This window comes from Nostoc sp., from assembly GCF_054880495.1.
On record NZ_JBTYKD010000012.1, the window covers coordinates 21,533 to 35,187 of the forward strand.

11 protein-coding genes are annotated in these 13,655 nt (G+C 43.1%); 5 read left to right on the forward strand and 6 right to left on the reverse strand.

The genetic code is table 11. The features are described from left to right. Positions 1-13 precede the first annotated feature (13 nt). The 4 genes from ACYTXL_RS01165 (at position 14) to ACYTXL_RS01180 (ending at position 3,372) form a co-directional block, all read left to right on the forward strand. The gene (locus ACYTXL_RS01165) at positions 14-211 is read left to right on the forward strand and encodes a hypothetical protein (protein ID WP_461923136.1); all 198 of its coding nucleotides are present in this window, start codon (positions 14-16) and stop codon (positions 209-211) included. Between the two features lie 673 nt (positions 212-884). After that, a complete protein-coding gene (locus ACYTXL_RS01170; RefSeq protein WP_461923137.1) occupies positions 885-1,064 on the forward strand; it encodes a hypothetical protein in 180 nt (59 codons plus the stop codon). Positions 1,065-1,260: 196 nt separating this feature from the next. Further along, the gene (locus ACYTXL_RS01175) at positions 1,261-2,190 is read left to right on the forward strand and encodes a polysaccharide deacetylase family protein (protein WP_461923138.1); all 930 of its coding nucleotides are present in this window, start codon (positions 1,261-1,263) and stop codon (positions 2,188-2,190) included. Between the two features lie 150 nt (positions 2,191-2,340). After that, positions 2,341-3,372 carry a VOC family protein gene (locus ACYTXL_RS01180; protein WP_461923139.1) on the forward strand — a complete coding sequence of 344 codons (1,032 nt, stop codon included), beginning with the start codon at positions 2,341-2,343 and terminating at the stop codon, positions 3,370-3,372. A gap of 337 nt (positions 3,373-3,709) precedes the next feature. Here ACYTXL_RS01180 and murQ read toward each other — a convergent pair whose 3' ends face one another. Both murQ and ACYTXL_RS01190 read right to left on the reverse strand, forming a co-directional pair. Beyond that, positions 3,710-4,636 (reverse strand): N-acetylmuramic acid 6-phosphate etherase, encoded by a 927-nt coding sequence (murQ, locus tag ACYTXL_RS01185; RefSeq protein WP_461923140.1) that lies wholly within the window; start codon positions 4,634-4,636, stop codon positions 3,710-3,712. Between the two features lie 392 nt (positions 4,637-5,028). Next, positions 5,029-5,475, reverse strand: coding sequence for a DUF3110 domain-containing protein (locus ACYTXL_RS01190; RefSeq protein ID WP_461923141.1), 447 nt, complete (start codon positions 5,473-5,475; stop codon positions 5,029-5,031). A 264-nt stretch (positions 5,476-5,739) separates the two neighbouring features. Between ACYTXL_RS01190 and ACYTXL_RS01195 the strand changes: the two genes are divergently transcribed. Further along, complete coding sequence (locus tag ACYTXL_RS01195; RefSeq protein WP_461923142.1) at positions 5,740-11,406, forward strand: translocation/assembly module TamB domain-containing protein; 5,667 nt, start codon at positions 5,740-5,742, stop codon at positions 11,404-11,406. Between the two features lie 14 nt (positions 11,407-11,420). On the opposite strand, the gene ACYTXL_RS01200 is transcribed toward ACYTXL_RS01195, so the two are convergent. The 4 genes from ACYTXL_RS01200 to ACYTXL_RS01215 all read right to left on the reverse strand — a co-directional run bounded on the left by ACYTXL_RS01200 (position 11,421) and on the right by ACYTXL_RS01215 (position 13,555). Further along, the gene (locus ACYTXL_RS01200) at positions 11,421-11,984 is read right to left on the reverse strand and encodes a DUF2887 domain-containing protein (RefSeq protein WP_461923143.1); all 564 of its coding nucleotides are present in this window, start codon (positions 11,982-11,984) and stop codon (positions 11,421-11,423) included. A gap of 53 nt (positions 11,985-12,037) precedes the next feature. After that, positions 12,038-12,136 (reverse strand): DUF2887 domain-containing protein, encoded by a 99-nt coding sequence (locus ACYTXL_RS01205; protein ID WP_461923144.1) that lies wholly within the window; start codon positions 12,134-12,136, stop codon positions 12,038-12,040. A gap of 128 nt (positions 12,137-12,264) precedes the next feature. Further along, positions 12,265-12,354 carry a DUF2887 domain-containing protein gene (locus ACYTXL_RS01210; protein ID WP_461923145.1) on the reverse strand — a complete coding sequence of 30 codons (90 nt, stop codon included), beginning with the start codon at positions 12,352-12,354 and terminating at the stop codon, positions 12,265-12,267. Positions 12,355-12,625: 271 nt separating this feature from the next. Continuing rightward, positions 12,626-13,555 carry a carbohydrate ABC transporter permease gene (locus ACYTXL_RS01215; RefSeq protein ID WP_461923146.1) on the reverse strand — a complete coding sequence of 310 codons (930 nt, stop codon included), beginning with the start codon at positions 13,553-13,555 and terminating at the stop codon, positions 12,626-12,628. Positions 13,556-13,655 lie beyond the last annotated feature (100 nt).

Here is a 13,655-nt window from a genome sequence, read left to right on the forward strand (position 1 = left end):
AGGCTATAAGCAGATGAGTACTGAAAATTCTGGCACCGAAAGCAGCGATCGTACCCCACATCAGCATTGGGTTATTTTTATCAGAAAGTTGGGTTTAAAACCCCGTGCTTTGTTTCCCGGCTTTAACAAAGTTTGTATTTCTATCAGAGGTATTGTGGTAGAGTTAGGAGTGGTCGCTGACCCACTCAGACATCGGAGACAGAAAGCCTAACCCCAGAGTTCGATACAAGACTATCGACGGTGCCCAAATGTCGGCAGACTGGGATAAGAACAAGAGGCAATGGAAACATCCTTAAGTTACAAAACACCTGAACATTAAGTTTTTTTCAAGTTGCCGTGGGACACACGGTCGTAAAGTCTGTGGAGCGGACATAAGACCAAATCCTCTTAGGGGGTGAGGCGGTTGCTATGAAACAGAAACCTAAGTCGTGAGTCTTAGGAATCCCCGACCGTTTACGGCGGGGATGATGTCAAGTTGAATGCTTTTACATTAAACATTTATCGATTGTTTAGGCGCTGATCACAACCCTAAAAAAGTTTGCATTCATTATTGATCTCGTCCCCATACTCCGTATGGGAATGCCCATCTAGAGGCTCTGCCTCAATGTCTGAGTGGAAGCAGAGCCTTGATAAATAGACCTCCTTGCAAAAGTTCCTAACACCCCACACCCCCAGCCCCTAAGAGCAGGCTCTTAGGGGAGAATTTAACTTAAGTCAAAGGCGGGGTGGGGTTCTTTTTTTGATTTATGCAAGAAGTCTAATGCATTCCCAGGCTCCCGCCTGGGAACGAGGAAGATTCTACAGGTTTTTGGATGTATAGATAAAAGTAAGTGGGCATGAATAATTAAAGGTTTTTACTCAGGGCTTCAGCCCTTAAAATAGCAGTGTATGCTGGGATAAAGAGCGAAGTCCAAAGCCCTATTGGTCAACTACGTCCTAGCATTTCTGCGGGTTATGGTTATACTGCCATTATTGCTGCTTTTATTTGCCGCTTAAATCCACTAAATATTATTTTATCTAGTCTTTTGATGGGACTTTTGTATGTAGGTGGCGAATTAGTATAGATTAAATTGGGACTTCTTTTAGCTTTAACTGGGATGTTTCAAGGTTTTTTATTCTTTTTTCTTTTAGCAGGAGAGATATTAATTTACAACCGAGTGCGAATTAAATAAGAGGGCGATAAGGAAGCGGGGGGAGGAAGGGGAAATAACTAATAACTAATGACTAATGACTAATGATTAATATTTAAGGAGATTTAAGGTGTCCAGTCATAAATTAACTCTCACTTTGAAAGTAGCAATCATTACATTGCTTACTACTGCTAGTAGTTTGAGTATCAGTCTGCTTGTAGGCACAACTAGACTTGACCATTTGTTGGGAATTCAAAAGTTAAAAGGCGATCGCACTAAAACGAGTTTAGGTAGGGCAATGAGTGCATCTGCACACGTTGTTTCCCCAGCAATAAACCAGATGAATGAAGTGCCAAAGCCTTTTCAGGGAACAATTGTTTATCAAGGGAAACTAAAAGCAAATGAGAAAGTCATCGCCTTGACCTTTGATGATGGACCTGGCCCCAAAAATACGGCACAGATTTTAGAAATTTTGAAGAAAAATGATATCAAGGCGACATTCTTCATGGTTGGAGAAATGGTGAAGTATTTTCCCCAGATTGCCAAGCAAGTGGCTGCTGATGGTCACGTAATTGGTAATCACACATGGCATCATTGGTATTTTCAAATGGATGGAGCGACTGCGGCTAGTGAAATTGATCGCACAGCAGACATCATCTACAAGACGACAGGACAGAAAACTACTCTGTTTCGTCCCCCTGGTGGCTTTTTGAATAATGGATTAGCTCAATATGCCAAAAACCAGAAGTACGCCGTCATGATGTGGTCAGAAGAGTCAGGAGACGCTGAAAGTCGTTCGCCTCAAGTACCAATGCTGGTCAAAAATGTGCTGAAACAGGCAAAACCTGGTGCAATTGTACTGTTGCACGATGGAGGCGGCAACCGATCCAAATCTGTCAAGGCTTTACCAGAAATGATCGCAGGTCTGAAAGCCCAAGGCTATCGATTTGTGACGATTCCCCAATTACTGGAAATACAAGCCCAAGAAAAAAGTGTGGTAACAGCAGTATCACCTACGGTTACAAAGGATGAACATCCAAACAATCAGCTTAATCATTAGTGATAGGCTACGGGCAGCTACAGCTAATATTTTCTTAGGATTATTTATAGCACTAATATCAGGAATAGCGATCGCCTGAATTCATGCCCTGTTAATAATTACTATGGCTGCGAATCAAGTAGCGACGGGTTTAGCCCTCAGCACTCATATATGACTCACGAACAACAAACCGCAATTGAAGGGATCTATGAAGTCTGTATTGGCATCCCAGAGCCAATTTCGGCAATTCAGTATTGGGAGCAATTTGGCTATGGTATTGGTGAAATCGGTGAATTAACCGCAGATGTAGCCAATCAATTATATGGGGTGAATTCATCTTTACGTTCAATCCGGCTCTACCACCAAAATGCAGATCATGGTTTGATTCGGCTGATGGTTTGGCAAAACCCCACCCATAAAGGTTTAGAAATTTCCTCAATGAAAATTAAGGGAAATCGTTGGGCGACAAGTTTAACAACGGATGTTTTAAATATCTTAAATCATATAGAGGATGCAAAAGCCGCAGGTTTGCCTATTAGGCACTCTAACCCTTATTGGGAAGTCATCTACAACAAAGAGAGGAGAACCCGTTCTTTTATTGAGCCAGCAGTTGGTGTGCGAGAAATGCTACTATTGCAACCCTTAGCTCGACAGGTTTTATTTCAACGGTTTGGCTATACACTACCGCATTACGGACAAGTTAACCATAATGCTGCTCTCAAGGCTAGTCAGTTTACCCATCTGGGGATCATTGTTCAAGATGACAGCAAAGAAACCCTGAAATTTTATGAAGAAGTTTTGGGTTTGCTGCGTGTGCGTGATGATGTCGAAACTAGCTATGAATCTTCACTAGCAGGTCGAGATATTTTTGACCTTAACCCTGGTGAAAAGTTTATTGTGACTACCTTTGATGATCCCCGTTCTTCTAAGTCGGACCTGATGGCTGCACGCAGTGGCAGGCTTTACATCGTTCGATTCCCAGAAGATATTAATTTAGAATCGCGCTTTGAAGCAGCCCAACCAGGTAGCTTGGGGATGTCTTTATATACCTATCGGGTTAAGGGAATACAGGAGTATTGCGATCGCATTAAAGCAAGTATTGCACAAAAAGTTACAGATATCATTAGTAATGAGTTTGGCGAGAGGAGTTTCTCCTTTGTTGCCCCAGATGGCTACTTCTGGACTTTGCTAGAAGGTAATTAACTACGGAAAACAGCGAAATGAGAAAGCAAAATACCATTTTTAGTAAGTCAAATGGCATTTGGCTTGTAGAAAACACCCTTACCCTAAATCCCTCTCCCCTATCTGGGAGAGGGACTTTGACATTCTGGCTCCCCTTCTCCCAAATCTGGAAGAAGGGGTTGGGGGATGAGGGCAAATCCTTTTAAGAACGTTTTGCTACCGACAAGAGGACTTTTAAAACATCCTCTAAGGAGGAAAATTTTTCATCTCTCTCCTTCTAGGAGAGAGATGAAGAAGAGGGTTTTGCTAATGCCGTGAAAAGTCAGAAAGTAGAAGTGGTTTATTTAGGAAAATTTCTTTAAGGTTGGTTGTGGTTTTGATAGCTGAGAACAGCTGCTCTGAGATTACTTTGGTTTTCGGAAAGAAGCTGATCGCCCTCGTCTTTTTCTAAACCAGTCCAGTGCATCAATAGCGCTAGCTTAACCCACTTGCCACTACGTTCTAGTAAAAAACCAGCAGCTTCCCGACTTAAACCTGTGAGGTCTTGCAAAATTCCTAAAGCGCGATCGCGTAATTTTTGATTTGTTACGGCCACATCCACCATGCGATTGCCATAAACTTTGCCTAGCTTGACCATCACCCCAGTAGAAAGCATATTTAAAGCTAACTTCGTAGCGGTACCAGCTTTCAGGCGAGTTGAGCCGGCGATTATTTCTGGTCCAGTCAATAGGCGAATGTCAATATCGGCATCAAAGCTAACTTGTTCGGCTGGAACACAGGCGATAAAAATAGTAGTGGCTCCCCGTTGACGCGCAGCATGAAGCGCACCGTGGACATAAGGTGTTGTCCCACCGGCGGTAATGCCAACTACTACATCTAGTTGGGTAATGTGTCGCCCAGCGATCGCCGCCTCACCATCTTCAATACTGTCTTCTAAATCTTCAGAACTACGTACCAGCGCCCCCGCACCACCAGCAATAATCCCCTGTACCAACTCTGGAGGTGTACAAAAAGTAGGTGGACACTCAGCAGCATCTAACACCCCTAAGCGACCACTTGTGCCCGCACCGATATAAAATAGGTGTCCTCCGTGGCGCAAACGCTCTGCGGTGCGCTCAATTGCTTGTGCCAACTCAATTTTCGCCGCCGCAACCGCCGCAACTGCCTTTTGGTCTTCGTTATTAAACAGCTCCACCAATTCCAGAGAACTCAGCTGGTCTAAGTTAAGACTGTTAGGATTTACCAACTCGGTTAAAAGATGTCCGCGTTCCTGCAAATTTGTCATTTGTCCCCTGTAATTTGTCCTTAGTCTTTTGTCCTATCCTACGGGTTCGCCTTTGGCGTTCTCGTAGAGTAGCCGCTTTTTGGGCTGTCTATGTCATTAGTCAAGCGACCAATGGCTAATAAGCTAATCGTCATTCATTTTTCCCCAATAATTCCTTTGTAGTAAGGGCTACCCTACGGGAACGCTTCGCGAACAGCCCTACTTTTATGCAACTTAAATGCTCATTAGCTTAACCAATGACCCTTCGGATTCACCAGTTGCTCAAGTGGCGTGGAAACCCCCTTCTCTACGAGACGCTCCGCGTTCGCATAGCGTCCCGAAGGGAAGGCGCTAGCCTCTCCCTTTGGGAGAAGGCCGCACTGGCTCACCAATGACTAATGACTAATGACAAATTACAATAATCCTTCCAATTTGCGACGCATCTTATCTAGTTCCGAATCAGACAATTCTGGTTCTTCTAGTGGCTGTTGATTGAGAGGGAATGTGTCTTCAAGAGTATCCTGCTTCTGGGCATCTGCTTGCCAGTCGGTTTCTTCCACGTTAAGTTCTGGGGGAGTGATAACTAAATTGGTGTTTTCTGGGATGATTTCCCATTCATATCCAGCACTTTCGCAAAATTCCTTGATTTCCTCAGCATCGATCGGTTCTGGTGTCGGTGAGGGGAAGTCTTGAGCTTCCAACATCAGGGCGAAGCGGGTAGCATCGTCTTCTGACTCGAACATCAGAATTTTATTGCGTAGCTTGCCGCCTTCGGCATCGCCCTCCCGAATCGTGTGAATCCCCTCATTTTCCGTTCGAGCATTAAACATTAACACAAAAACACGCATAGGTGTAATCATTTTTCTTTTTTAAGGTCTATTGATATTAAAGTTCTAGGTTGTGTCTCACCGAAAGTCACAAGAACAATTTTCACTCTATTTAGCTTAGATTTTCCTGAAAACGCCAATATTATTCAGCATAAATGTTAGATCAAGCAAATTCCGTAACTCAACCAATGAGTCTTGGATTTAGTTGGCGTATCCTGGAAATGGCATAGTTAATCAATGTGCCAGTTAATGCTTGTGTGTGCCAGCGATATCCGGCAATTAATACTGTGAAAGCAAATGACTAACTCTTCCAATCAAGATCATCACTCCCTTTCCCCTATCCGCAAACGTCTATGGTTGCTGGTGTTGAGTCGGGGTAGCATTGCCTTGGGCGGACTTTTACTGTTAGCAATTGTCGTCGGTATTTGGCGGTTGTGGACTTTTGTGCAAACAGAGTTAACACCCTTGGCACAACAAAGTCTCACGACTACACTCAACCGTCCGGTAAAACTGGGAAGAGTCACACAATTTTCGTTGATGGGAGTGCAGTTTGGAGCTTCAACTATCCCAGCCACACCCACAGATCCAGATCAGGCGGCAGTCGAATCTGTGGAGGTGGGTTTTGACCTGTTACAACTAATCTTTAACCGCCATCTAATACTAGATGTCACTTTAGTCAACTCAGATATTTACATTGAACAGGATAACCAAGGGCGCTGGGTTTCCACTAAGATAGCGTCGTCTGGTCAAGGTAGCGCAATTAAAACCGATTTGGACAACCTGCGGTTTCGCAATGGCAAGCTGGCGTTGATGCCGCAGAAAAGAGTAGGGGGAGTAACATCCTCCTCATCCCCTGTAACATTTTCTCAACTGAACGGTTCTGCCCAACTTTTAGCAAAAAACCAGTTCATCAGGTTTGATGTCGGGGGTCAAGCAGATAGTGGTGGCAGTATTTCCATTCAGGGAGAGACACGTTCTCGGATGCTAGCAGGGAAGTTTCAGGTGCGATCGCAAGACTTGCTGGCTGAGGATATTACTCGCCTAATCAAGTTACCAGTGAACTTACAGGCGGGTCGAGCCAATGGCGACTTGTTAATTCGGTTGATGCCAGGACAGCGGACTTTATTGTTTGGCAACGCTGCTGTGCAAGGCGTAACAGTCCAAATACCCAAAGTGCCGCAACTGTTGAGCAATACCCAAGGAAACCTCCACTTCCAGGGAACAGAGTTGCAGTTAAATAATGTTACTACCAACTACGGCAAAATTCCCTTAGTGGCGAAGGGAATCATCGACACTCAAGCAGGTTTTAAGTTGGCAGCGCGTGTAAATTCGGTGAGTTTGGCTAATGCCCAGGAGACTCTCAAGGTAAAACTACCTGTGCCGATCGCTGGACAAGTACAAGCTTCTTTGCAGATTACCGGATCAATAAAAGAGCCAATTCTCTCAGGTACAGTTGCCACAATTAAAACTGCCCGGATTGACAAAGTTGATTTTAATAATATCAGTAGTAAATTTGAGCTTGTTACTAAATCTTCTTTAATTACCCTGAAAGATATTCAAGGTCAAGGGAAAGTTGGTGGTGAAATCATCGGCGCTGGCACAATTCAACTCGGTAAAAACCCGCGACTGGATTTAAATTTCGCTGCCCAGAATGTTCCAGGGGATGCGATCGCTAAAGTTTACGAAACAACACCCAATTTCCAAATCGGCAATGTCTCAGCTACAGCCCAACTAACTGGCGCTCCTACTAATGCCCAAACTGTGGTACAATTCGAGGCTCCTAACGGAACTTACCCCGGAACTGGCGAAGTTGCGATCGCTAGCGATCGCACCGTCTCTTTCCGTAATGTGGCTCTGAATGTAAGTAGTGGTACAGTACGGGCAACTGGTAGTTATGCCAATCAGCGTTGGCAAGCTGTGGCTGTTGCCTCTGGGGTGAAGTTAGAACCCTTTGTAAACAAAAGTCAACTGCAAAATGTCTCTTTGGCGGGGGTAGAGTTCAATGGTCGTCTCATCCTCTCAGGTAGCACAGCACCATTTAAAATTGCCACGATTCGCACTGATGGTGGAGGAGTTCAAATTGGAGGCGGCACAGTTGCAGTTTCTCATGTCCAACTGCAAGACCAAAGTTTCTCTGCTCAACTTGTAGCTAATAATGTACGGTTAGGGCAAATATTGAAACAGTCTCCCCCAGCTTTAAATAATCCATTAGCGGGTACGTTCCAAATCGCAGGTAACAGAGATAATTTCAGTCTGAAAACGCTACGTGGCAGTGGTGAGGGTCGTCTTGCTATTGGCGGTGGTGCTGTTATAGCCTCTAATATTCAAATTGCTGATGGTGTATATCAAGCGCAAGTCCAGGCTAAGAATGTTCCTGTGCAGCAGTTGGCAACAGTACCAAAGCAGTTCCAAGGAACGTTAAATGGTCAGTTCAATGTCGCGGGTGCTGTTGATCCTTTTAAACCACAAACTGTTCAAGCCAATGGTCAGGCACTAATTAATGTTGCAGGTGGGACTATTAAAGCCTTTAATATCCAAGTGGCTAATCGTGTATATCAGGCACAAATTCAAGCAAATAATGTACCGTTGCAGCAGTTGGTAGCAGTACCACCGCAGTTACGAGGAACCTTAACTGGTCAAGGAAACGTGGCGGGTTCTGTTGATTCTTTTAAACCGCAAACTATCCAAGCCAGTGGTCAGGGACGGTTAAATGTTGCAGGTGGAGCGATCGCAGCCTCTAATATCCAATTGGACAATGGTCGCTATCAAGCTGTAGTTAATGCTGATGGTGTGGAATTAAATCGGTTAAATCAGCAATTGCGTGGTCAATTTGGCGGTCAGTTGCAATTAGCTGGCAGGCTAGGATCATCTAAATTAGCTGATGTCCGTGCTGCTGGACAGGTACAATTATCCCAAGGTATCCCTGGTCTTGAACAACCCTTGACGGCTGCGATCGCTTGGAGTGGTGAAAGGCTGACCATTGAACGAGCAACTGCTCCCGGTTTAAATGTTACTGGTAACATATTAGCCAATGCAAAAAAGGCAGGTATACCAGAAATTACTGCCCTAAATCTCAACGTCCAAGCCCAGAATTACAACTTAAAACAGTTACCGATTAATCTTCCTCATCAGGTTGCTCTGGCGGGGAAAGTCGATTTTAATGGTGAAATCACTGGTAAGTTACCGTTACCAAATGTAGTAGGGCAAATCAACTTACGAGATTTGGTTGTTCAAAATATTGCTTTTGAGCCGTTGTTAACTGGAAACATCGATTCAGTACGGGGACGTGGGTTGAATTTGAACTTGGCAGGAAAAAGAGATCGCCTTACCTTTAATTTAGATGCTAATAATCGCCCTAAATCCTTCTTAGTACAATGGCAGCAAGCATTAGCCACAGGTAATGTTGAAGGGAATGATTGGACACTCAAAGTTGCAAATTTCCCCTTACAAATACTGAATTTGACTCCGCCAGCAATTACTCGACTAGGTACTGGTAAGATAGCTGGGTTGTTAACTGGGGATTTACTGTTTAATCAGCAGACATTGGCAGCAACAGGGAATTTAGCGATCGCCAATCCGCAAATTGGGCGACTTCGCGGCGATCGTTTAGCAGCTCAATTCCGTTACGACAATGGTAAAGCCACACTCGCCACTAGTGAATTTGTCAAAGGTAACAGCCGCTACGCCCTTGTTGGGACTTTTGCTCAAACTCCTAAAGGCCCTCAACTACAAGGTAAAGTGAACGTCAACCAGGGTAAAATCGAAGATGTTCTAGCTGTAGCACAGGTATTTGATTTACAAAATTTGCCCGGTGGTTCAGCAGCAATCTACGGCACAGCAGAGGATCTGACCACCAACCCCCAAGGGTCGCTAAATCAGCCCTTATTAGCTCAAATTGAACGGTTTTCTGAAATTGAAGCCCTGGTAGCAGAACAGGAACAACAGCGATTTAATTCCACGCCAATACCGGATTTGGCAGACTTAAAGGGGACTTTCAATGGGGAAGTGGCTATAAATACAGCTACAGCCAATGGATTGTCAGTGGAATTTAATTTGAATGGACAAAACTTTGCCTGGGGTAAAAAGGAAGAACGAAATCGTTTTTATACTGCCGAAAAAGTGATTGCCGAAGGCAACTTTGAAAACAGTGTTTTGAGTTTGCGACCTTTACGAATCGAGTCTAAAAACAGGCTAATTGCCTTCACCGGTAACATTGGCGGTGACGAACAATCTGGTCAGTTGCGGGTGAATAATTTTCCGGTGCAAGTACTGAATAATTTTGTCAAACTGCCAGTTGGAATCATAGGTAATCTGAACGCGACAGCAGCTTTAGCAGGCAGCATTGCTAATCCCCAAGCTAAAGGGGAATTGCAAATCACAGAAGGAATACTAAATCAGAACAAAATAGAGTCAGCAACAGCAAGTTTCAGCTATGCCAACGGACGCTTAAACTTTGGTAGTACTGTAGCAGTTGCTGGGCCAAAACCTGTTGATATTATTGGCAGCATACCTTATAAATTGCCTTTTGCTGCTGTCGCACCAGACAGTGATCAAATAACTCTGGATATGAACTTGGAAAACGAGGGATTGGCACTGTTAAACGCATTTACTAATCAAGTGGTATTTGAGAAAGGTGAAGGAAAAGTAGACCTGAAGGTACGCGGAACACTCAAAAAACCCGAAGTAAATGGAATTGCTACTATTAATAATGCTACTTTTTCAGCCCAAGCTTTGCCAGGTAAGGTGAGACGTGTTACAGCTAGAGTGCTATTTAATTTTGACAGCATCTTAGTAGAAAATCTTCAGGGTAGATTTAGCCGTGGTCAGGTAGAAGCTGCTGGAGAAATTCCCATTTTCAACAATGAGAACGTGATTATCAACAATCCCCTAACCGTTAAGCTCGAACAGCTGGCATTGAATCTCAAGGGACTTTACCAGGGAGGCGCTAGCGGCAATTTGCAGATTACTGGTTCTGCCCTTAACCCGATAATTGGCGGTAAAGTAAGTTTATTTGATGGTCAGGTATTGCTAGCAGAATCGACTAGCACTCCTTCATCTGCAAATAGTAGTCTTGGCGTATCACCCACAAAAGCCAATAAGCAGAACAAACCCGAAATTGGGAATGGGATGGGAAATGTGAACGCCAAATTTAATAATCTAGATTTGGAACTAGGCAAAAATGTCCAAATTACCCGTCCCCCTATTCTCAGCTTTCGCGCAGCTGGTAATCTTATCGTTAACGGCTCAATCAATCAGCCAATACCCGATGGCACTATCCGCTTAGAAAAAGGTGGGGTAAATTTATTTACTACCCAATTTAACCTTGCTTCTGGCTATACACACACCGCAACTTTTAGTCCCTCTCAACCCCGCGACCCCGATTTAGATATTCAGCTATTTGCCAAAGTACTAGACGTAACTCAAAATAATGATTTCAGCCGGGTAAATTCCACAGGTTTATCAGCCTTAGAGAGTGTTCGAGTCGAAGCCACTATCAAGGGTCTGGCCAGCAAACTAAATGAAAATCTAGAACTAACAAGCAGCCCATCACGTAGTCAAACCGAAATTGTTGCTCTTTTAGGAGGTGGGTTTGTAGACACCCAAGGACGTGGTGACAGTACTTTGGGTCTGATTAACATCGCAGGTTCAGCCGTGTTCAATAATTTTCAGTCAGCTTTTAACCAGATTGGCAGTACCTTTGGCTTAAGTGAACTACGGATATTTCCTACCGTTATTTCTGACAATCCCGAAGCGGGAAGAAGCAGTTCAAGTTTGGAATTAGCAGCAGAGGCTGGGGTTGATATTTCTTCCAAAATATCCTTTTCCAGCATCAAAATTTTGACAACAAATGACCCTTTCCAATGGGGTGTTAATTACCGGATAAACAACGAATTTCGGGTGCGTGCTTCCACTAATTTAAGCGATGATAGTCGTGCAGTAGTGGAGTATCAAACGCGGTTTTAAATAAATCTCTTCAATTATGAATTACTTTCTGTTGCCTGTTCTCCTTGCTTCTCAATAGCTTGTCGCACCTGTTCAACATCCAATTCTAATGCTTCGGCGATTTGCTCTATACTTAAAGCAAACTTAAGCAGAGGGGCTATAGTATCGAGCTTTGTTTCTTCTTTTACTTCCTGGTAAAATTTAGTTTGTCTCCAATCAGTTAATCCAAACATCGCTTGTAACTCCTGCTGACTTTTGTTTACAAATTTATAGATAAGCATTCTCTCTACTAATTCTAAGAGATTGCTACGGTTAGCTTCATCCGTTTGTTGTACTTGATAAATCAAGTTTTTTGCTTGCTGTACGGCTTTATCTTCTGCTGCAACTACTAACTTAATCACGCCTAGCCCAATCGAAGATGATGCTACATTATCTAACTCGTCTAAATAAATTATCCGAATTTGCTGTTGAGCTAAAGATGTTTCATAAATGAATGGCACACCTGGGTCAAGACTGCGTTGAGCAAAAAGTAATACTGCTTGCCAGCGACGTTGAGGTTTATATTGATTTACAGCACTTTGCAGGTAAATTAAGTACACATCTTAATATGATAAATCTTGTGGGGTGGGCATCCTGCCCGCCCTTGTGTACCTCATTCAGATGAAATGTGCTGTATATACAGGAAAGTTTCTGTGATTATTCGCCAGTAAATATCATCATCGCGCTGAAACTGTACCTCAACAAAATACATTGGGTCTTCTGGGAAGTCAGGTTTGCGTAAGAATAAGCTGTTGCGTATTTAATTTGTATATGCGATGCGGGCAAGATGCCCACACTACAATAATTTTACGTTTTCGTATTATACAATTTAGCTGCACATCAGCTTAAACCATCAATGCGACGCGCTAGTTCTTTGATTTCTACTGAGGTAAATTGGTAGTGCAACGCCAGCGATTGGGATTGTTCCAATAGTTCAAATAAGACACCTGGGAGAGTTTAAAATAAGGTGTAAAAAATCGTGTCTGTTTTCATGTACTCTGGATGTTTGAATATTTTCAGATTCTCGTGGCTGATTTTTCTAAATTTAATATCCTGAAATTCGGTCGGGAGCATCTCAATGAGTGTAAAAAACCTTGTAAAACCTCACCCCAACCCTCTCCTTACTAAGGAGAGGGAGCAAGAATCTTGTTTCTCATCTGGTATATTTGCTTTCACTGAGATGCTCCCAATTCGGTCAATATCAGATTGTGATATTATCGCCCCCGTACTGATTAATAATTAATCGTAAAATTGATAATCCCAAAATTATCAAAAATAGCACTAGCCCAATTGTGCAAGCGTAACTAATTTCCAAATTATTGAAGGCTTGCTCATATAGATAATAAACAATCGTTTTCGAGCTACTGAGTGGTCCCCCTTGGGTCATAATGTATACTTCTTCAAACACTTTGGTTGCAGAAATAGCGGAAATCACCGCCACTAGTGCTAAATATGGCTTCATCAAAGGTATGGTAATATCCCAATGTTTGCTGATACCATCAGAGCCATCAATGGCTGCGGCTTCGTACACATCAGCCGGAATTGATTGCAACCCCGCTAAATAAATCACCATGTAGTAGCCTAGTCCCTTCCAGATGGTAACAGCCATGACGCTGGCAAGTGAAATTGGTACAATGCCAAAAATTTTGTCTGGGCTTGTTAGCCAAGGAATACCTTCTGGAAAAATACCTAAAGCTTTAAAGAACTGATTGAGTAATCCGTTTTCTGCATACAGCCATTTCCAAGCTATTCCCGCAACTACCATTGAAATTACTACTGGGGTGTAGTAAGCTGCTCTAAACCAATTCATCCCCCGCAGTTTCTGATTTACCAAAATTGCCAGTAGTAAGGGAGCAATTACTAAAATTGGTACTACACCCACAAGATATAAAAAAGTGTTTTCCAAGGTTTTCCAAAAAACTGCATCTTTCCAAAGTTTTAGGAAGTTGGCGAAACCTATCCATTGTGGCGGCTGGGCAATATCTTCATAGCTAGTAAAGCTGAGGTAAAACGCTTGCAGTGCTGGCCAAAATACAGTTAATCCTAAAAGAACCAAGGCGGGTAGTAAAAATAAATAAGGGGTTAGTCGTTGTTTGATGAATATCCAATTTTTAGGCGTAAATTGATTCATATAAGCTCTAATAGTTGTTTTTGCTTTGTCAGAAGAAGAATTTGGGGATGTGAGTAGATTTACGCTTCAATATTTTAAGGGCATATATTTGCGTAACGCT

Bases quoted from the DNA above. Each gene is read 5' to 3' on its own strand.
- murQ (WP_461923140.1), bottom strand. From the start codon at position 4,636: ATGACAAATTTGCAGGAACGCGGACATCTTTTAACCGAGTTGGTAAAT.
- ACYTXL_RS01190 (WP_461923141.1), bottom strand. From the start codon at position 5,475: ATGATTACACCTATGCGTGTTTTTGTGTTAATGTTTAATGCTCGAACG.
- ACYTXL_RS01165 (WP_461923136.1), top strand. From the start codon at position 14: ATGAGTACTGAAAATTCTGGCACCGAAAGCAGCGATCGTACCCCACAT.
- ACYTXL_RS01205 (WP_461923144.1), bottom strand. From the start codon at position 12,136: ATGTATTTTGTTGAGGTACAGTTTCAGCGCGATGATGATATTTACTGG.
- ACYTXL_RS01195 (WP_461923142.1), top strand. From the start codon at position 5,740: ATGACTAACTCTTCCAATCAAGATCATCACTCCCTTTCCCCTATCCGC.
- ACYTXL_RS01180 (WP_461923139.1), top strand. From the start codon at position 2,341: ATGACTCACGAACAACAAACCGCAATTGAAGGGATCTATGAAGTCTGT.
- ACYTXL_RS01215 (WP_461923146.1), bottom strand. From the start codon at position 13,555: ATGAATCAATTTACGCCTAAAAATTGGATATTCATCAAACAACGACTA.